The organism is Phreatobacter sp. (assembly GCF_027532945.1).
GTDB lineage: Bacteria > Pseudomonadota > Alphaproteobacteria > Rhizobiales > Phreatobacteraceae > Phreatobacter.
In genome coordinates this window covers 1-17,551 of the sequence record NZ_JAPZTZ010000010.1, presented here as the reverse complement: position 1 = coordinate 17,551, position 17,551 = coordinate 1, and the positions used below count along the sequence as shown (strand labels likewise).

20 protein-coding genes are annotated in these 17,551 nt (G+C 68.6%); 8 read left to right on the top strand and 12 right to left on the bottom strand.

The genetic code is table 11. The features are described from left to right. Positions 1-45: 45 nt before the first annotated feature. Positions 46-387 carry a hypothetical protein gene (locus O9344_RS08020; protein WP_298474985.1) on the bottom strand — a complete coding sequence of 114 codons (342 nt, stop codon included), beginning with the start codon at positions 385-387 and terminating at the stop codon, positions 46-48. A 182-nt stretch (positions 388-569) separates the two neighbouring features. Between O9344_RS08020 and hisI the strand changes: the two genes are divergently transcribed. Further along, positions 570-1,019: a phosphoribosyl-AMP cyclohydrolase gene (gene hisI / locus O9344_RS08015; RefSeq protein ID WP_298474983.1), complete on the top strand. Its 450-nt coding sequence runs from the start codon at positions 570-572 to the stop codon at positions 1,017-1,019. A 3-nt stretch (positions 1,020-1,022) separates the two neighbouring features. Then, positions 1,023-2,093, top strand: coding sequence for a patatin-like phospholipase family protein (locus O9344_RS08010; RefSeq protein ID WP_298474981.1), 1,071 nt, complete (start codon positions 1,023-1,025; stop codon positions 2,091-2,093). Positions 2,094-2,102: 9 nt separating this feature from the next. On the opposite strand, the gene O9344_RS08005 is transcribed toward O9344_RS08010, so the two are convergent. Continuing rightward, positions 2,103-2,534: a CBS domain-containing protein gene (locus tag O9344_RS08005; protein WP_298474979.1), complete on the bottom strand. Its 432-nt coding sequence runs from the start codon at positions 2,532-2,534 to the stop codon at positions 2,103-2,105. Between the two features lie 142 nt (positions 2,535-2,676). Further along, on the bottom strand, positions 2,677-3,405 hold the full coding sequence (locus O9344_RS08000; RefSeq protein WP_298474977.1) for a rhomboid family intramembrane serine protease: 729 nt from the start codon (positions 3,403-3,405) through the stop codon (positions 2,677-2,679). Between the two features lie 426 nt (positions 3,406-3,831). On the opposite strand from O9344_RS08000, the gene O9344_RS07995 reads away from it, so the two are divergent. From O9344_RS07995 to O9344_RS07985, 3 genes are all read left to right on the top strand, one after another. Next, a complete protein-coding gene (locus O9344_RS07995; protein ID WP_298474975.1) occupies positions 3,832-4,431 on the top strand; it encodes a PAS domain-containing protein in 600 nt (199 codons plus the stop codon). Positions 4,432-4,505: 74 nt separating this feature from the next. After that, complete coding sequence (locus O9344_RS07990) at positions 4,506-5,165, top strand: PilZ domain-containing protein (protein WP_298474974.1); 660 nt, start codon at positions 4,506-4,508, stop codon at positions 5,163-5,165. A gap of 577 nt (positions 5,166-5,742) precedes the next feature. Next, positions 5,743-6,303, top strand: coding sequence for a transglutaminase-like cysteine peptidase (locus O9344_RS07985; protein ID WP_298475171.1), 561 nt, complete (start codon positions 5,743-5,745; stop codon positions 6,301-6,303). Positions 6,304-6,447: 144 nt separating this feature from the next. Here O9344_RS07985 and O9344_RS07980 read toward each other — a convergent pair whose 3' ends face one another. The 7 genes from O9344_RS07980 to O9344_RS07950 all read right to left on the bottom strand — a co-directional run bounded on the left by O9344_RS07980 (position 6,448) and on the right by O9344_RS07950 (position 11,148). Next, a complete protein-coding gene (locus O9344_RS07980; RefSeq protein ID WP_298474972.1) occupies positions 6,448-7,050 on the bottom strand; it encodes a 2-hydroxychromene-2-carboxylate isomerase in 603 nt (200 codons plus the stop codon). Positions 7,051-7,058: 8 nt separating this feature from the next. After that, the gene (locus O9344_RS07975; RefSeq protein WP_298474971.1) at positions 7,059-7,589 is read right to left on the bottom strand and encodes a gamma carbonic anhydrase family protein; all 531 of its coding nucleotides are present in this window, start codon (positions 7,587-7,589) and stop codon (positions 7,059-7,061) included. An 88-nt stretch (positions 7,590-7,677) separates the two neighbouring features. Continuing rightward, entirely contained in the window at positions 7,678-7,998 is a 321-nt protein-coding gene (locus tag O9344_RS07970) for a hypothetical protein (RefSeq protein ID WP_298474969.1), read from the bottom strand. A gap of 122 nt (positions 7,999-8,120) precedes the next feature. Continuing rightward, positions 8,121-8,336, bottom strand: coding sequence for a DUF3126 family protein (locus tag O9344_RS07965; RefSeq protein ID WP_298474967.1), 216 nt, complete (start codon positions 8,334-8,336; stop codon positions 8,121-8,123). Positions 8,337-8,431: 95 nt separating this feature from the next. Continuing rightward, positions 8,432-9,241, bottom strand: coding sequence for a hypothetical protein (locus tag O9344_RS07960; protein WP_298474966.1), 810 nt, complete (start codon positions 9,239-9,241; stop codon positions 8,432-8,434). A gap of 265 nt (positions 9,242-9,506) precedes the next feature. Further along, on the bottom strand, positions 9,507-10,361 hold the full coding sequence (locus tag O9344_RS07955) for an alpha/beta hydrolase (protein WP_298474965.1): 855 nt from the start codon (positions 10,359-10,361) through the stop codon (positions 9,507-9,509). 31 nt (positions 10,362-10,392) lie between these two features. Then, complete coding sequence (locus O9344_RS07950; protein WP_298475169.1) at positions 10,393-11,148, bottom strand: alpha/beta hydrolase; 756 nt, start codon at positions 11,146-11,148, stop codon at positions 10,393-10,395. Between the two features lie 198 nt (positions 11,149-11,346). Here O9344_RS07950 and O9344_RS07945 point away from each other — a divergent pair, with 198 nt between their 5' ends. The 3 genes from O9344_RS07945 to O9344_RS07935 all read left to right on the top strand — a co-directional run bounded on the left by O9344_RS07945 (position 11,347) and on the right by O9344_RS07935 (position 15,975). Continuing rightward, the gene (locus tag O9344_RS07945) at positions 11,347-13,581 is read left to right on the top strand and encodes a glycoside hydrolase family 3 N-terminal domain-containing protein (RefSeq protein WP_298474964.1); all 2,235 of its coding nucleotides are present in this window, start codon (positions 11,347-11,349) and stop codon (positions 13,579-13,581) included. A gap of 69 nt (positions 13,582-13,650) precedes the next feature. After that, a complete protein-coding gene (locus O9344_RS07940) occupies positions 13,651-14,793 on the top strand; it encodes a DUF1176 domain-containing protein (RefSeq protein ID WP_298474963.1) in 1,143 nt (380 codons plus the stop codon). Positions 14,794-14,850: 57 nt separating this feature from the next. Next, a complete protein-coding gene (locus tag O9344_RS07935) occupies positions 14,851-15,975 on the top strand; it encodes a DUF1176 domain-containing protein (protein ID WP_298474962.1) in 1,125 nt (374 codons plus the stop codon). Between the two features lie 6 nt (positions 15,976-15,981). On the opposite strand, the gene O9344_RS07930 is transcribed toward O9344_RS07935, so the two are convergent. Then, a complete protein-coding gene (locus O9344_RS07930) occupies positions 15,982-16,737 on the bottom strand; it encodes a proteasome-type protease (RefSeq protein WP_298474961.1) in 756 nt (251 codons plus the stop codon). A gap of 169 nt (positions 16,738-16,906) precedes the next feature. Continuing rightward, positions 16,907-17,302, bottom strand: coding sequence for a CPBP family intramembrane glutamic endopeptidase (locus O9344_RS07925; RefSeq protein WP_298474960.1), 396 nt, complete (start codon positions 17,300-17,302; stop codon positions 16,907-16,909). Between the last annotated feature and the right edge of the window lie 249 nt (positions 17,303-17,551).

The following is a 17,551-nucleotide window of genomic DNA, read 5'->3' as shown; positions in this document are numbered from 1 at the left end:
ATCAGGGCCTTTCGCGCCGCAATGGTAAGTCGGGACGCAGCCACGTCAGTCGCGGGCCGGCGGGTCGCGATCCGGTCGGATCAGGCGCGGCAGGTCCGACAGCCGGAAGCGCAGGATGGATCGGGCGGGGATGCCGCCGTCCTTGCCGCCGAAACGCTCGGCCGCCTGCACGACGACGGCACGATGCTCCTCGACCAGCCGCTCCCGCAGCGCCCGCGCGGCAGCCGCCCCGCCCTGCCGGATGACGCGCGGGGGCGCTGTGATGATGGCCGGCTGTTCCGGCGGGATGCCGGCGGCCTCGCGCGCCTCGTAGAGCGCCGCATGGGCCTTCAGTTCGCTCTGGTCCGCAAGGACGGACGTCGAGAAAAGGTCTCTCTGCTCGCTCATGGGGGCCTCCGGGGATGAGGTCGACAAGGTAATGAGCCGGGACGGCCGGGACGAGCGGAACCATTGGTTAACCTTGACGCGGTGGCCGGTCGGTACCGCCGAGATGCCCTGCGCTTGGGTTTGTCCACAGGGCCGCGCTAGAAGGGGTGCCGACTTCAGCCTTTTGCGCAGGACCACCGCCCATGTGCGCCGAACCCGCCCGAGCATCCGACGCCGCCCCGACCAAAGCGGAGCGCGAGGAAGGCGACCGCCTGCTTCCCCGCTTCGGCGCGGACGGGCTCATCACCGCCGTGACGACGGATGCCGCGACCGGCGACCTCCTCATGGTCGCCCATATGAACGAGGACGCCCTTCGGCTGACGGTTGAAACCGGCGAGGCGCATTACTGGTCCCGCTCGCGCGGCGCGATCTGGCACAAGGGCGACACGTCCGGGCAGATCCAGACCATCGTCGAGATGCGCATCGACTGCGACCAGGACGCGGTCTGGCTGAAGGTGAATGTCGGCGGCGACGGCGGTTCTTGCCACACCGGCCGGCGCACCTGCTTCTATCGCGCCATCCCCACCGGCGGGCCTCTGGAGACGGTGCGGCTCGTACCGCGCGACGCCGAACGCCTGCGCGCGGCGTTCTGAGCCATGCTGCGCCTGCGCCGCCGTCGGGCCGCGACCGAGCCCACCGACTTTGCCGAGAGCAGGACGACGCCGCCGCCGCGGCCGACCATCGGCCTGGCTCTGGGTGGTGGCGCGGCCCGCGGGCTCGCCCATGTCGGCGTCATCCGCGCCCTCGTCCGGGCGGGCTACGAACCCGATGTCATCGCCGGCACCTCCATCGGCGCCGCCGTGGGCGGGCTTTATGCGGCTGGCAAGCTCGACGCCTTCACCGACTGGGCGCTGTCGCTGAAGCGACGCGACGTGATTTCGCTCGTCGACATCGCCATTTCGGGCGGCAGCCTCATGGGCGGGACCCGCGTCGCCCAGCTCATGGAGCGGGAGATCGGCGAGACGCGAATCGAGGACCTGCCCATCGGCTTCACGGCGGTCGCCACCGAGATCGGCACGGGACACGAGATCTGGCTCACCCGCGGCCGGCTGATGACGGCCTTGCGCGCTTCCTACGCCCTCCCCGGCATCCTGCCGCCGGTCCGGATCGGCGGGCGCTGGCTGATGGACGGCGCGCTGTCCAACCCGGTCCCCGTCTCGGTGGCCCGCGCGCTCGGCGCCCGCCTCGTCGTCGCGGTGAGCCTTAATGCCGATGCGCTCGGCCGCGCGACGGTCATCCAGGACCACGGCACCAGCCCAGAGGACGAAGCCCTGCCGCTGGTCGAACGCCGCCCGCGCGTCAAGGCCATGGTCAATCTCGGCCGCGGCATCGGCCGGGGGCTGGGACGGGGTCTTGGCCGCGCCCTGACACGGCCGCTGCGCGCCGGTCTGTCGCTCGACGCGCCGGCGACGGGGCTCGATCCGCGCATTGCCATGGCGCGGGCGCCGGGCATTCCAACGGTCATGGCCAAGGCCTTCAACGCCACGCAGGAACGCATCGCCCGCCAACGCCTGGCCGGAGACCCACCGAACGTCCTGATCGGCCCGCGCCTGTCAAAGATCGGGCTCTTCGAGTTCCACCGCGCGGCCGAAGCCATCGCGCTCGGCGAGGAGGCGGCCGAGCGCATCCTTCCCGATCTCGCCGAGGCGCTCAAAGCGGTGGCCTGACCCCGAAGGTCAGGCGTTCATCACGTACTCCTTCAGGGCCGCGTGCTCGCTCTCGATCTGCGCGAGCCGCCACTTCACCACGTCACCGATGGACATGATGCCGACGAGACGGCCGCTCTCCGTCACCGGCAGGTGGCGGAATTTGCCCTCGGTCATGATCTCCATCAGCCGGTCGAGCGTCTCGCTTTCCGAACAGGTGACGACGTTGCGCGTCATGGTCTCGCCCACCGTAAGGTCCAGCACCGCCGCGCCCCGCTCCGACAGGCCACGAACGATGTCTCGCTCCGAGAGGATGCCCGCGACCGTATCACCGGGCCCGGTCACCACGACGGCGCCGATGCGCTTCGATGCGAGGAGATGGGCGGCGTCCGCCAGCGTGGCGCCGGGGGCGATGGTCGCCACCGCGCGGCCCTTGGCGTCGAGAATGCTCTTGACGTTCATCTGCGCCTCCGGTTGCGGAGGGGCGCGCCCCTGCGGGACGCCCCGCCTGTCATGTCCCGGTCACCCGGAGGGCGATCATCCGATGGCACAGGCGGCAAGACAAGACGGCAGGAGTGCGCCGCACAATAGCGAGAGGCACGGTTCAGGCCGGTGAGACCTCGTCGCGGACAGGGTCGAAGAAGCGGAACAGCAGCAGTCCCGCCGCAAAGCCCGCCAGATGCGCCTGCCACGCGATCTGCCCCTCGAAGCCGGGCATGGGCAGGCTCATCGCGCCGAAGGCGACATTGACGATGACCCAAACCACCACCATGCCCATGACCGGGCCGTTTCGGGCCATGTCGACGAGCCGCAGCGCCGGCATCCGGTAGGCCTCCTCGCCGTTCGCCCGCATGGCTCCGAGCGGGCCGCCCATCTCGAAGACGAAGCGCAGCGCCGCGGCCGTGAAGCCGGAGACGGCCCCGGAGGCGCCGATCACCGGCACGAAGGCCGTGCCGACAGCCGCCAGATGGCCAAGCGCGCCAGCCGCGGCCGTGGCGATGAAGAACAACAGCGTCCGTCCCGGGCCGAAGCGGCGCGCCACAGCAGACCCGAAGACCAGGAACCACAGGACGTTGAGGCCGAGATGGGTCCAGTCGGCATGCAGGAAGGCATAGGTGACGAAGGTCCACGCATCCCCCGCCACGCCGCCGGGGAAGAAAGTGCCGGCAATCGAGCCCTCGAACCGGGCAGGGATGAACGCGAAGGTCAGCAACAGCTCGCGATCGGCATCCTCGTCGAGGATGTACTGCCGGACCGCGTGAATGACGATCATGACGCCGCAGAGCAGCGAGACGATGCCGGGAACGTTGAGGATCGGTTCGCGCTGGGACAAGGACGAGGATGCCGGAAGATGCGGGAGGTCTCACTAGAGCCTCCGCGGGCCCGGAGTCGAGAGCGCGGCCTGCCGTTGCACCGGGCAAAAAAAGAGGGGGAGACCTTTCGGCCTCCCCCGGCAGGAGCGTGGGGACCGGCGAACCGGCCCCGATGGTCACGTCTCCATCTCCTCATGTCCCCAGGAGAAGCCTGAAAGTGTCGCGGTCAGCGGGGGAGTCAGCGCCCGCCTTCCGAAATCGTGGAACGCCCCGACCGAACCACGCCCCGCCGACGGCTGCAACGCAAACGCTTGGTTAACCTTACCCGCTTCACCGATCGTTAACCCTGCCCTTCCCATCGCCGCTGGCACGGCCTCTGCGACCCCTGCCCCGAGAACGCCGCGACGGATCCGATCCGTCCCGGAACGGCACAGGAGAGGCCCATCATGACCCACGCCGCGGGGACCACGCTTTTCGCCTACTGGGATTCGCTGCGTGGCGGACGCCCGGCACCGGAGCGTTCCGACATCGACCCGCGCGCGATCGGCTCGATCCTCGGCGACACCTTCGTCCTCGAAGGGGACCTGACGGGCACCCTGCCCTATCGCCTCGCCGGTTCGCGCATCTGCAGCCTCTTCGCCCGCGAGATGAAGGGCGAGGGCTTCACCGAGCACTTCACCGGCACAGGTCGCGAGGCCTTCCTTCGCGGCCTGTCCGACGCGCTCGCCGCCCAGGCCGGGCTCAGCCTCGCCGTCACCGGCACCAGCTCCGCCGGCCGCAACGTCGATCTCGAGATGACGCTCCTGCCGCTCGTCCATCGCGGCCGCCTCGGCGCCCGCATGATCGGCACCATCGCGGGCACCGACCTCCCCTGGTGGGTCGGCCGGGACGGCCTGACGCGGCTCGAGATCGGCGCCGTGTCGCTGCTCTGGCCGACCGCCCGGGGCGCAACGACGCTCGCCGCCGACGCGACGATCCAGCCGCGCTCCCACGCCTTTGCCGCGAAGCCTGCCCTGCGTCTCATCCAGGGTGGCGTTGCGTCCTAAAACTTTGCGTTGCAACACTGCGTTAACGCTCCGCCGATACTCTCCGGCAGGCTCGTCCTCGAACCCCGCCGATCATGTCAGCGCTCGCGAAAGTCCTATCCGCACCATCGTCGGAAGAGAACCGTCGCTTTCAGCGCGTGCGGGTGGACGTGCTCGGCCGCTTCATGCTCTCGGACCGGCGTGAATTCCCCTGCCAGGTCATAGACATGTCGCCCGGTGGCGCCGCCATCGTCGCGCCCGTGGTCGGGCGCCTCGGCGAGCGGGTCATCGCCTATCTCGACCATGTCGGCCGCATCGAGGGCATGATCGTCCGCGTCACCGAGACCGGCTTCTCGATGACCATCGAGGCGTCGCTGCGCAAACGCGACAAGCTCGCCGACCAGCTCACCTGGCTCGCCAACCGCCAGATCCTCGGCCTGCCCGAGGATCGCCGGCACGAACGCGTCATCCCGCGCAACCCCTTCACCACCATCACCACACCGCTCGGCGAGAAAGTGCCGGTTCGCGTCCTCGACATTTCCATGTCGGGCGCGGCCATCGGCGGTGCGGACGGCCTCAAGCCCGGTGACATCGTCCAGATCTCGCGGACCATGGCGCGGGTCGTGCGCCTGCTGGAGCGCGGCGTGGCCGTGGAATTCTCCGGCCAGCAGCCGATCGAGACCATCATGGCGCTCGCCCAGGAGCTCGGCGCCGATCTCAGCCCCAGCGCCGAACCGGTGGCCATTCCGCGGTAAGGCGGGTTCACGTCCGATCTGGATCTGAGACAGCCGCGCCGGTTTCGCCGGGCCGGCGTGTCGTCAATTGACCCACCTGACTGCCGCGCGCGTACTGGCACCCGCGAACCGCCTCCAAACCCGGCGTCCACATCGCTCCCGCAGGGTCAGCCCGCACCGTTCCTTTGCCGTTGCGGAAGCGCACCTGCCAACGTGCTGAAGCCGGCGTAAACGTCCGTCCGCGTCGCCGCCCCGGGCCGTTAAGGGATCGCGTGCCCTCGCGGCGTCCCGTATGGGGCCACAAGCCCAAAGGCTCGGTCGCCAACCCGGCAATCCGGCTGTTTATCAACGACTTGCAGGCGCGACCGGAATCACCCTGCGAAACACGAAACGTGAATCCACGCCCTGTTAGCCTGAACGAACCCTCACCCCGATCCCGCGGATTTCGGCTTTTCATTTCAGCGCGCCGCAAATCCGGCCTGCCACTGTCTGCCCAACGACGGAGGGACACGTCATGTGGGGATCGGACACCCGGCGACGGGGCGCAGGTTCAGGGGTCGCAGCCTGCCTCGCCCTGGCGCTGGTGACGGCGACGGGGATGAGCGGCCAGGCGACCGCCAGCCCCGAGCGCCTCGCCTATCTGAGCGAACAGGGCACGACCAGCGCGCCGCTCGGCTGGCGCCAGTTCTGCCGCGACCTGCCGACCGAATGCCGGACCCGGCCGCGCGCGATCGAAGTGGTCCGCACCGGCGGCACGGCCTGGGCAACCATCATCCGCATCAATGCCCATGTGAACATCGCCATCGAGCCGGTCACCGACATCGACCAGTACGGTCGCGAGGAGGTCTGGACCTACCCGACCTCCGGCCGCGGCGATTGCGAGGATTATGTCCTGCTCAAGAAGAAGCTGCTGGTCGAGGCCGGCCTTCCCGAGAGCGCGCTGCTGGTGACGGTCGTTCGCGACCGCCAGGGCGACGGCCACGCCGTCCTCACCGTGCGCACCGACCGCGGCGACTATGTCCTCGACAACGAGACCAGTGACATCCGCCTCTGGCACCAGACGGGCTACCGCTTCGTCAAGCGCCAGTCCTCTGTCGACCCCAACCTGTGGGTGACCGTCGGCCCCGGCTCCGCGCCGGCCTCCGTCGCCACCCGCTGATCCGCAACCCCGTTCTTAGAGTTTCGCGTCCTCGGTCACGTCCCACCCCTCCCCGTCCCCAAGACCGGGTTCGCGAACAGACGGCCGGCACCTCAGAATGAGGGCCGGCCGTCACCTTTTTCTCCAGGGTGGTGCGGGTGAGGGTCAGCCGTTATGCGCGGCCCATTCGACCGCCTGATCGAGACGGTCATTGCCCCAGAACAGCTCGCCGTCCGAGGTGATGAAGCTCGGTGCGCCGAAGACGTCCTTGGCCATGGCCTCTTCCGTCGTTGCCCGGAGCGCCAGCTTCACCTGTTCGCCGCCCGCCATGGCGATGGCCGGCGCCGCCGGGATCCCTGCCGTCTCCAGAGCCTTGCCCAGCACCTCGGGGTCGCTGATCGACAGGCCTTGGCCGAATTCCAGCGTGTAGAGGGCCCGCGAGAAGGCCGCCCGCTTGCCGTCATCGGGAAGCGCGGTGGCGATGCGGGCGGCGGTGAGGCTGTTCTGCGGGAACGGATCCGGTTTTCTGAACGGTAGCCCGAGCCTCTCGCTGGTGCGTTCGAGGTCGCGCCACATGTTGCGACCCTTGGCGGGCATCAGGTCAAAGGGCGAGGTCGTCCAGCCCGCAGCGGCGAAGATCGGTCCGAGCAGGAACGGCCGCCAGCGCACGGTCACGCCGGCGCGGGTTGCAACCTCCTCGATCCGCATCGCCGCGGGATAGGAATAGGTCGAGGCGAATTCGTAGAAGAAGTCGACGGTAGCGGCCATGGCGCGCCTCAGCCGATCGGCTTCAGGCCGGCCTTGAAGCGCTGGGCGTTCTTCACATAGCTCGCCGCCGACAGCTTCAGCCGCGCAATGGCCTGGTCGTCGAGGGTGCGCACGGCGCGGGCCGGCGATCCGACGATCAGCGAATTGTCGGGAAACTCCTTGCCCTCCGTAACCAACGAATTGGCGCCGACGAGGCAGTTGTTGCCGATCCGGGCGTGGTTGAGGATGGTCGCGCCCATGCCGATCAGCGTGTTGGTGCCGATGGTGCAGCCATGCAGGATCACCTTGTGGCCGATGGTGCAGCCCGCGCCGATGGTCATGGGCGCGCCCGGATCGGTGTGCAGCATGCACATTTCCTGGATATTCGTGCCCTCGCCGATGTCGATGAGTTCGTTATCGCCGCGGATCACCGCGCCGAACCAGATGCCGACATCGGCGGCGATCCGCACCTTGCCGATGACATGGGCGTCGGGGGCGACGAAGAAACGGCCATCCGCCGGAAGGCTGGGTTCGATCCCGTCCAGGGCATAGAGCGGCATGGCATCCTCCGGTCGTTGTCGTTGACCGGAGCTATGGCACGCGGTGCCCGGGATTGAGAAGGGGGGCGAAGGACGGGCAGTCGCGCCGTCAGAAGCCGAGACCGTGCAGGACCATGGTCAGGACGCGGCCTGACATCAGGCTCCAGATGAGCGCGATGAACGTCGCGAGGAAGACGAACTCGAACCGGCGGTTTTCGATACGGCGGCCGCGGATCGTGTTGCGGACGATGATGACCGGTGCGGCGAACGCGAGGAAGGGCACCGCCAGGACCGCGGCGACACCGCCTCCCTGCAGGAGCCGGAAGCTCGCAGGCTTGTCGGCAAGCGCCCGATAGACGCTGACGAGGAGGCCCGAGATCGCGAAACCGAGCGCGAGCGAGTGGAAAAGCTGCAGGCTGCCCTGGGACATGACGCGGAACCCGACCTGACGCGAGGACCGACCGCCCTCGTGCCAATCGGTATCGCGTCGTTAGGATTCTGTTAAGAGGTGGCGGCGGATTCCTTAAGGAAAGGTTAACCGGCCGGGCCGCCTCACTCCTCCTCGAGGTCGATGTCGAGGATGGAGATGGTGACCGTGTAGGAGGTCTCGCCCTCGTCCACGTCCTTATAGAGCGTGCCAACCTGCTCGTCGCCGATCAGAACCTCGACCATCTCCTTGCGGCGCATGTTCGGCTGCAGCTTGATGTTCTGGGTGCCGAATTTGCGGCGCAGATAGTCCTGAAGCTTGGTGATCTCGGTACGGTCCACGGCGTGACCTCCATTCGGGCTGATGGGGCCGTGTGCCATGCGTCGGGGCCCGAAGTCAAAGCCGGCTGGCGTCACGTTGTGGAGGGAGCGAGGCCTCAGCCGCCCGCGGCGCGGCGGGCCGGCACCACCACCTCCGGCGTCTCGCACAGGTTCTGGCGAGCCAGCGTCACGGACTGCGTGTCCTCGGGATCGAAGCCGACGCGCACGTCATAGAGGCAGTTGCCGCCGCGAGCGACACGGCCCGTATAGGTGTCGCCGTGCTCCATCATCCAGATGCCGAGGAGGTCCGGCTGCGGGCGAGCAGCCCCGACCGGCGTGACGCGCAGCACAGCGATCTTCTCGTTGGAGCGATTGACGACCCGGAACAGGGCAACGCCCGAGCGGGCCGGCAGGGGCGCAGCGCTCGGCTCCGGACTGGTGACCTCGATCCTGTCCTGGGCACAGAAGTCGTGGTCGAGGCGCACGAACTCGTTGCCCAGAGCGAAAGTGATGCGCACGTCGAAGCGGCACTCGCTGCTGTTGATCGGCCAAGACATGATGGCACGCGGATTGAGCGTCTCGCGCCGCAGGCGGTTCTCGCCCCAGGCGCCAGACCCCACCGGTGCAAACTGGATGACCAGAGCCTTGTAGGGCGTCTTGTTCTCGAAGCCGATCGACACACGCCGCGAGGCGTTGGCGCCGGCCGAGCGGATGAAGCTGTCGACGTCCGGCGTGCCGGCCTGGGGCTGGCCAGCGGCGGGGCGCCCCGGCATGGCCGGCCGATGCGCCTCCGGGACCCGCGACAGCGCGCGGTCGATCTCCTGCTGCACGGAGGGCGGCACGCCCTGCTGGGCCTGCGCGGCGAAGGCGCCGAGGACGCCCGTGGCGAGGACAAAGGCGGCGGCGATGCGAGGGGTGCGGGCCATGTGGCGTCTCCTTGGTATGGCGTCTCGATACCCCGCCAAGGCTGCGCCGCCGCTCCGCCGCGCCGACCGTATTGTTTCCAGTGCTTCCGCGACACGGCAGGCACCGGCCCGCAGCAGGTCACCGCCTTGGGCCATGCGGCCGAATCTGAATCTGAAGATGAGGAGCCGGCTTTTGAATCGGAATCGCAGCATGAGCGCGGGGGTGCAGATCGCTGATGCGACTCACGTTTTCGCGCGCAGTTGAATCGGAACGGGAAGCCCGGCCTCAGCCGAGGAAGTCGAGGATCGCCTCGGCGAAGACGTCGTTCTTGTCGCCGGCGACCATGTGACCGGCCCCGCCGACGTCGACGAAACGGGCATGGGGCACGAGGGCAAGGAAGGCCTCGACGCTTGCAGGCGACACGATGTCGGAGGACGCCCCGCGCACCAGCAGCGTCGGTACGGTCAGGCCTCGGGCATCGTCCTCGAGCCGCTGGACGATGGTGGCGCGCTCACCGTCCACGGGTCGGCCGCCATCGAGGAAGGCGGGATCCCAGTGCCAGTACCAGCGCCCGTCGGGCTTGAGCCGGAGGTTCTTCTTCAGGCCCTCGACCGAAGGCGGCCGCCGGCGATGCGGCAGATAGGCCGCGACCGATTCCGCCGCCTCCTCGATCGTGGCAAAGCCGGTGCGCGCATGGGCGCGCATGAAGCCCTGGACATGCCGCACCCCCTGCTCCTCCATGCGCGGAACGATGTCGACGAGGACGAGCGAGGAGAAACAGGGCGCCTGGCCCAGCGCGTGGAGCGAGGCGATGCCGCCGAGCGAGGCACCGATGGCAGTTGCCCTGGCGCCGAAGCGCTCCTCCACCTGCCGGCCGAGCGCGACGGCGTCGCGGCCGAAATCGGCGAAGCCGTAATGGCCGCCCGCCACCCATTCGCTGTCGCCATGGCCGCGCTGGTCGACGCAGATGGCGGTGAAACCACGTTCGGCGAGCTTGCGGGCCGTGGCGCGCCAGGCGTGGCGCGTCTGGCCGCCGCCATGGAGCAGCAGCGCCACGCGCGGGCCCTGGCCGTAAAGATCCGCCGCGAGGCGGTTCCCGCCATGGCCGAGGAAGGACGCGTGGCGGGGCTGCAGAGACATGCGGTGCGGGTCCGTGGGGAGCGCGAGGGGCTCAGGCGCCGATGCGGGCGAGGAAGTCCAGCGCCCCGGCCTTGAAGACCTTGTCGCCGACCGCCGGCATATGATCGCGATCGGGGATGGAAAGCGCCTCCCCCTTTGGGATGATCGCGGCGAGCGGCTCCGGCGGGCCGGCAATGGCGTCCTTGGTGCCGACGGCGATGAGCACCGGGCAGCGGATGGAGGCAGCCTCCTCAGCGGTCATCAGGTTGCGCGAGCCGCGGATGCAGGCCGCGAGCGCCTTGCGGTCGGACTGGGTCTGCATGGCGAAGGCGCGGAACATCCGGCCCTGCGGATCGGTGACCTCCTCCAGCGTCGGCGCCTCCAGCGCCTCGGCGATGGTCTCCGGCAGGCCGACGCCGTCGATCAGCTTGATGCCGAGGCCGCCCATGATGGCCGCCGAGACGCGGTCGGGGTGGCGCTGGGTGAGGAACGCCGTGATGCGCGAGCCCATGGAATAGCCGAGCACGACAGTCCGGGCGATGCCGAGATGGTCGAGCAGAGCACGGGCATCCTCGGCCATCAGCGTCGTGTGATAGGCGGCGGGGTCATAGAGCTTTTGCGAGGCGCCGTGCCCGCGATTGTCGAGCGCGATGACGCGGCGACCGGCTTTGGTCAGGGTCTCGACCCAGCCCGGATAGGTCCAGTTGATGTGCGCGGTGGAAGCAAAGCCGTGGATGCAGAGCACGGGCTCGCCGGCACCGGTGTCGAAATAGGCGATCTCGACGCCATTGGCGTCGAAGGTCTGCATGGGAAGGCGGGATGGAACGCTGGGCATGGCTCCTTCTAGCCGCACGGCGGCGGCGGAGGGAAGGCCCGCCGCCGGAGCCCTACTTGTCCGCGCGCGGCGGAGCGCCGCGCCCGGCCTCCGATGCGGAAAGGCCCGTTGCGGAACGGGTCTGGGGCCGGCTAGGTAGCGCCGACCAGTCCCGGGAGCCAGAACCGCCCGATGCCCATAGCCGTCCGTTGGCTCCTCGCCGCAGCCCTGCTCCTCGCCGTTACCCCGGCTTCCGCCCAGACCCCGGCGCCTCCGGTGCCCGCCGCCCCGCCGGTTCCGCGCGCCTGGAAGACCGGTGACGAAGCTGCCGCCATCGAGCGCCGCATCGACGACCTCATCGCCCGCATGACGCTGGAGGAGAAGGTCGGCCAGCTGAACCTGTGGGGCCGCGGCGACGAGTTCCGGATGGAATGGGTCGAGCAGGGCCGCACCGGAGCAGTGATGAATTTCGTCACGCCTTCGGAGATCGTTGCGGTCCAACAGCACGCTGCCCGATCGCGCCTGCGCATCCCGCCGATCATCGCTCTCGATGCGATCAACGGCTTTGCGACCTACATGCCGCAGCCGCTCGGCCAGGCCGCGACCTTCAATCCCCGCCTCGTCGAGCTCGCCTCCTACTGGTCGGCGCGCGAGGCCCGCGCCGTTGGAATTAACTGGACCTTCGCGCCGATGATCGACATGACGCGCGACGCCCGTTGGGGCCGCGTCATGGAGGGTGCCGGCGAGGATGTTCATCTCGCCTCGATCCTCGCCGCCGTCCGCACCATCGGCTACCACCGTGGCGGCCTCGCCACCTCGGCCAAGCACTATATCGGCTATGGCGAGGCCGAGAGCGGGCGCGACTACAACAGCGTCTGGATCCCGGTCTCGAAGCTCTGGGACTACCATATGCCGCCATTCCAGGCCTCGCTGGCGGCGGGCGTCTTTACCGTCATGACCTCGCTCAGCGCCATGAACGGCATCGCCTCAACGGCCGACCGCCATCTCGTCGCCGACCTGCTCAAGGGCCAGCTCGGCTTCCGCGGCTTCGTCGTCTCCGATTTCGAATCGGTGAAGGAACTCATCGCCCACGGCCAGGCGGCGGATGGATCGGATGCCGTCCGGCGGGCCTTCGGCGCCGGTATCGACATGGACATGATGGCCGGCCTTTACGACGCCCACCTCGCCCGTCTGGTGCGGGACGGCGCCATCCCCGAGGCCGCGGTGAACGACTCCGTGCGCCGGGTCCTGCGGGTCAAGATGCATATGGGCCTCTTCGAGGAGGCGCCCTACGACCCCGCCCTCGCCCGGCGCGACCTCGGCACCGCGGAGGCACGCGCCGCCTCGCTGGAGGTGGCCCGCGAGGCCGTGATCCTATTGCGCAACGAACGCGGAATCCTCCCGTTCAAGCCTTCGGTGCGGTCGGTGGCGGTCATCGGCAGCCTCGCCACCCATCAGGCGGACTGGCAGTACACCGAGAATGCCGGTCTGCCGCGGGTGATCTCGCCGCGCCTCACCGACGCTCTCGCGGCCATCCTGGGAAGCCGGGTTCGCGTCACCTCGGCACCAGCCTTTGCCACCCATTGCAGCCTCGCCGCTGGCGATACGGCCGGCGCCGTCGCCACGGCGCGCGCCGCCGACGTTGCCGTGGTGATGCTCGGAGAGGATTGCGAGCAATATGGCGAGGGCACGTCGCGCGCCCATCTCGACCTTCCCGCCCACCAGCAGGCGCTGCTCGACGCCGTCATCGCCACAGGCAAGCCGGTTGTGGTGATCATGCACACCTCCCGGCCTTTCGTGCTGACGCGCTTCATCGATCGTGTGGCGGCCGTCATCCAGGCCTTCCATCTCGGCACCGAGGGCCGCACGGCCATCGCCGAGGTCCTCACCGGCCGCACCAACCCGTCCGGCAAGTTGCCGATGACCTTCCCGCGGGCCACCGGCCAGGTGCCGATCTACTACGATCGCCTGCCGACCGGCCGGCCCCGCATCAAGAATTTCCGCTACGAAACCGGCTATCTCGACGAGAGCATGGAGCCGCTCTTCCCCTTCGGTTTCGGCCTGTCCTTCTCCCGCTTCAGCTTCGATCAGCTGGCGCTGGCATCGGCCTCCGTACCCCGCTCGGGGACCGTGGCCGGCTCGGTGCGCCTCACCAATGCGGCGGGGCCGGCGGGTCAGGAGGTGGTGCAGGTCTATGTGCGCCAGCGAGTCGGCGAGCGCTCGCGGCCTGTGCGGCAGCTGAAGTTCTTCCAGAAGGTAGCGGTCGCCGCCGGCGGCACGCAGACCGTCAGCTTCAGCATCCCGGTCCAGTCGCTCGGCTATCACGACGATGCCGGGCGCTACGTCGTCGAACCCGGCACCTACGACATCTTCGTCGGCGGCGATTCCAATGCGGCGCTGACGGCCAGCATCACGGTGACGGAATAGGCCTGCGGGCGGCAAGCAGCGGAAACGCGGCAGGAGGACAAGGCGGCGAGCCTCAACGGATCGCCCGCCATGCCCGTCCACCATACCGCCGCCCGCCTGCTGCTCGCCGCCACCCTTGGCCTAGCCACCACGGCCGTCGTCGCGCAGGAGCACGCGGCCGAGCGCGGGCAGATCCGCTCGTTCCGTGACTGGATGGTGGGATGCGACAACACCCGCAGCTGCCGCGCCTTCGCCCTGCCGGCCATCGAGAATACCGGCAAGGCGGCACTGCGGATCGATCGCGGCGGTGAAGCCGCCGAAGAAGCGCGCGTCACCATCATCCTCGGCCAGGACGTGAGCCTTCTCCCCGGCGCGCGTCTGCGCCTCGTGCCTGCCACCGGCGCCGCCATCGAGATCACCGCCGGTCGCGACGCGACCGAGGTCGACGGCGATGTCGAGGTGACGGACGCGACCGCGAGCCGCCGCCTGCTCGCCGCGCTGCGCACCACGGACAAGCTGTCGCTGACGCTGATGCAGAAGGACGGCGCTGCCGTTCCGGCAGGCGTCATCTCGCTCGACGGGGCGAGCGCGGCACTGCTCTGGATGGACGAGCGGCAGAAGCGCATCGGCACGCGAACAGCCCTGGTGCGCCCCGACACGGCGTCGACGCGGGTCGTGCCGCCGCCGCTGGCGCCTCCCGCCGCGCCGCCTCCCGTGAAGCTGGAAGGCGGCCCGCCGCCCACCGAACTCCCCGAGCCCATGCTGCAGGCTGTGCTCGACGCCTACCGTGCCTTGCCGGCGGGGAGTTGCGACGCCAGCCCCGAGGAATCCGCCGAGAGCCTTTCGGCCGACCGGCTCGCCCCCGGCCTGTTGCTCGTGGGGCTCCGCTGCCTCGCAGGCGCCTATAATGAGGCCCAGGCGTTCTACATCGTCACCGAAGGCGACAGACCGACCGCTCGCCCGGCATCGTTCGCTCGCCTGCGGGAACCGGCCCCCGAACCTGACCGGATGCGCAGCGAAACCCAGCCCGACAATATCCTCTGGAACTCCGAACTCGACGACACGACAGGCACAATCTCCCATGTCGCCAAGGGCCGCGGCTTCGCCGATTGCGGTGAAATGGGCTCCTGGCGCTGGGACGGCCGCGCCTTCCGGCCGGTGGACCTGTCGTTCATGCCAGCCTGCCGAGGCCTCCTGCCGCCGAACTGGCTGACGATCTACCGCACCCGCTAACGCCCCTTGTCGCCACCCGCCCTTCATTTCTCGACCGCATCTGACAGGATCACGCGCATGTCCTCCCGTCATCGCTTCCGCCCGCAGGCGCCGCTCCTCTGCGCCATCATGGCCCTCGCCCTCCTCGGCTCGGGCACGACGAACGCCGAGACTTACGGCGAGATCCGCACCTTTCGTGACTGGATCGTCGCCTGCGACAACACCCGCACGTGCCGCACCTTCGGCATGCCGAAGCAGGACACCATGATCGGCGTCGCCCTGCGCATCGATCGTGGTGGGGCCGCCGATGCCCAGCCCGTCATCAGCATCGTCCTCGACCGGGACACCGGCGGCACGACCGGCCTGCGCCTTTCGGCAAGCGTCGATGGCGCTTCCGCCACTGAAATCGCTGTGGGACAGAGCGCCAGCCAGGACGAGGAGACCATCACCGTCACCGACCGCGCCCTCGCCGAGCGCCTGATCGCCGACATCCGGCGCGGCCAGAGCCTCAGTGTCACGGTTCATCCGGCCGGCAACCAGCAAGAGCCGCCCGATCCGATCTCACTCGACGGCGCCATGGCGGCCCTCCTGTGGATGGACGAGCAGCAGGGACGCATCGGATCGCGCGATGCTCTCGCCCGGCCGGGCGATGGCCGGGCGAGGCCGCCGCTGCCGACCGAGCCGCCCCGGGCGTCAGCCGAACGCCGCTTGCCGAACCAGAGGGATGTCGCGCGCCGGCTGGAAGCGGTGCGCGCGCCGGTCCTTGCGGCCTTCCGCGCCCTACCCGCCGACACCTGCGATGAAGAGGACAACCCCGCCATCGCAGCCCACCGCCTCGCCGAAAGGCTTCTGCTCGTGGCCGTGCGCTGCTGGAGCGGCGCCTACCAGTCCAGCGACCTGCATTTCCTGGTCAGGGAGGGCGCGGTGCCGCAGGTTCGCCCTGCATCCTTCCCGAGGCCGAGGAAGCCGTCGCCCGATGCGCGGCCCGAACCCTATGACCACGCGATCCTGACCACTTCGGACGTCGACGCCGCCACGGGTCGCGTTGCCCATTACGCCAAGGGCCGCGGGATCGGCGATTGCGGGGAGGTCGCCGAATGGCAGTGGGACGGCGAACGGTTCAGGCCGGTTCGTCTCGACGTCATGCCGACCTGCCGGGGCCTGACGCCGCCGAACTGGTTCAGCCTCTACCGGACGCGCTGAGGCCGCTCACTTCACCACGTTGGAGCCCGAATAGGGCGGCGGCGGAATGTCCATATGCGCTTTGCGCAGCGCCGCCGACCAGCGCTCGCGCAGGTCGTGGAAATAGGGCTCGCCCGGCTCGATGCGGTAATGCGTCTGCAGGATCGCATCGCCCCGCGGCGTCACCGCGATGTCGATGGGCATGCCCACGCCGAGATTCGAGCGCATGGTCGAATCCATCGAAACGAGGCCGATCTTCAGCGCGTCGTTGAGCGGCGTGTCGAACTTGATGGCGCGGTCGAGGATCGGCTTGCCGTATTTGTGCTCGCCGATCTGCAGGTAGGGCGTGTCCACCGTGCACTCGATGTAGTTGCCAGCGGCATAGACCATGAACAGCCTGAGGGCCCGGCCCTTGATCTGGCCGCCGAACAGGAAAGAGGCCTCGAACTTGACGCCGTCCTCCTCGAGCCCCGGCCCGTAGATGCGCCGCACCTCGCGGATGGCACGGCCGACCCGCTGCGCCGCCTGGAACATGCTCGGCGCGTTCATGATCGACTCGCTCTCGCCCGTTTCCGGGTTGAGCACGCCCTCCTGCAGGAAGCCGATGACCGACTGGGTGATGGAGAGATTGCCCGCCGAGGCGAGGATCATCACCCGCTCGCCCGGCTTCTGGAAGACGTGCAGCTTGCGGAAGGTCGAGATGTTGTCGAGGCCGGCATTGGTGCGCGTGTCGGCGATCATCACGAGGCCGTCGCGCACGAGGATGCCGCAACAATAGGTCATCGGAATCTCCTGGGCCGACCGGCATAACCGCCACGGCCGCGATGGGCAATGCGCCCACCGTTAGATTCAATCCGGTCGTGAGCCTCAGATCGGCTGACGAGCAAAACCAAGGCTGAAAGGGCCGCGTTCCAACAGATCGCCGTCGACGCTGCTGATCGAACCCAACCGGTCAAAAGGATGCGGGAAGATTCGTCGCGACATGAAGAAGCAGAGGCACCCAGATCGTACCGGTGATGAGGCGCAGACGCGCAAAAACAATTCCCATGGGAATGGTGAATATCAGCTGGGCAAGAGCGATCCCATGAAATGGATCAGGATGAAGCTGGATGTGATGCAGGCTGAAGGTCACCGTTGAGAGAAGAACCACCATGCCCGGGTCTACGGGCCACACGGCCTGGGCGCGGTCGAGGATCAAACCTCTGAACAGCAATTCCTCCCCGAGCGGACCAAACAGCAGAAAGGCTGCAAGCTGCGGCCCCCCACGGGCATAGGTGATCCAATGCCCCGCCAGAAAGGCGGCGGCCACGCTTCCGGCAAGCCAGATGCCAAGCCATTTCAAGCCCAATACCGCAACCTGTCGCCATTGCGGGCGATCTAGGGTTGGCCACCGCAGAGCACGTCGGTTTCCCAGAGCCAGGTAGATCGCGGCAATCACCAAGAACGACGGAATGGCTGTGACGTTGCCCCCAGTTTCTATCCAGCCTTGAGTTCGTCCCGGCGGTTGGTTTGGCCCTGTCGGGCGGGTTGAGCGGCGTGGGCAGACGCGTAGCTATTCACGTTGCGTAGCGTCTGATCCCGCCGCGGGTGGAACGTC

Excerpts from the sequence above, each read along its gene's own strand:
- O9344_RS07985 (WP_298475171.1), top strand. The coding sequence starts at position 5,743 with ATGAGCGGCCAGGCGACCGCCAGCCCCGAGCGCCTCGCCTATCTGAGC.
- O9344_RS07995 (WP_298474975.1), top strand. The coding sequence starts at position 3,832 with ATGACCCACGCCGCGGGGACCACGCTTTTCGCCTACTGGGATTCGCTG.
- O9344_RS08005 (WP_298474979.1), bottom strand. The coding sequence starts at position 2,534 with ATGAACGTCAAGAGCATTCTCGACGCCAAGGGCCGCGCGGTGGCGACC.
- hisI (WP_298474983.1), top strand. The coding sequence starts at position 570 with ATGTGCGCCGAACCCGCCCGAGCATCCGACGCCGCCCCGACCAAAGCG.
- O9344_RS07955 (WP_298474965.1), bottom strand. The coding sequence starts at position 10,361 with ATGTCTCTGCAGCCCCGCCACGCGTCCTTCCTCGGCCATGGCGGGAAC.
- O9344_RS08020 (WP_298474985.1), bottom strand. The coding sequence starts at position 387 with ATGAGCGAGCAGAGAGACCTTTTCTCGACGTCCGTCCTTGCGGACCAG.
- O9344_RS07945 (WP_298474964.1), top strand. The coding sequence starts at position 11,347 with ATGCCCATAGCCGTCCGTTGGCTCCTCGCCGCAGCCCTGCTCCTCGCC.
- O9344_RS07930 (WP_298474961.1), bottom strand. The coding sequence starts at position 16,737 with ATGACCTATTGTTGCGGCATCCTCGTGCGCGACGGCCTCGTGATGATC.
- O9344_RS07975 (WP_298474971.1), bottom strand. The coding sequence starts at position 7,589 with ATGCCGCTCTATGCCCTGGACGGGATCGAACCCAGCCTTCCGGCGGAT.
- O9344_RS07990 (WP_298474974.1), top strand. The coding sequence starts at position 4,506 with ATGTCAGCGCTCGCGAAAGTCCTATCCGCACCATCGTCGGAAGAGAAC.
- O9344_RS07940 (WP_298474963.1), top strand. The coding sequence starts at position 13,651 with ATGCCCGTCCACCATACCGCCGCCCGCCTGCTGCTCGCCGCCACCCTT.
- O9344_RS07950 (WP_298475169.1), bottom strand. The coding sequence starts at position 11,148 with ATGCAGACCTTCGACGCCAATGGCGTCGAGATCGCCTATTTCGACACC.
- O9344_RS07980 (WP_298474972.1), bottom strand. The coding sequence starts at position 7,050 with ATGGCCGCTACCGTCGACTTCTTCTACGAATTCGCCTCGACCTATTCC.
- O9344_RS07935 (WP_298474962.1), top strand. The coding sequence starts at position 14,851 with ATGTCCTCCCGTCATCGCTTCCGCCCGCAGGCGCCGCTCCTCTGCGCC.
- O9344_RS08010 (WP_298474981.1), top strand. The coding sequence starts at position 1,023 with ATGCTGCGCCTGCGCCGCCGTCGGGCCGCGACCGAGCCCACCGACTTT.
- O9344_RS07960 (WP_298474966.1), bottom strand. The coding sequence starts at position 9,241 with ATGGCCCGCACCCCTCGCATCGCCGCCGCCTTTGTCCTCGCCACGGGC.
- O9344_RS07970 (WP_298474969.1), bottom strand. The coding sequence starts at position 7,998 with ATGTCCCAGGGCAGCCTGCAGCTTTTCCACTCGCTCGCGCTCGGTTTC.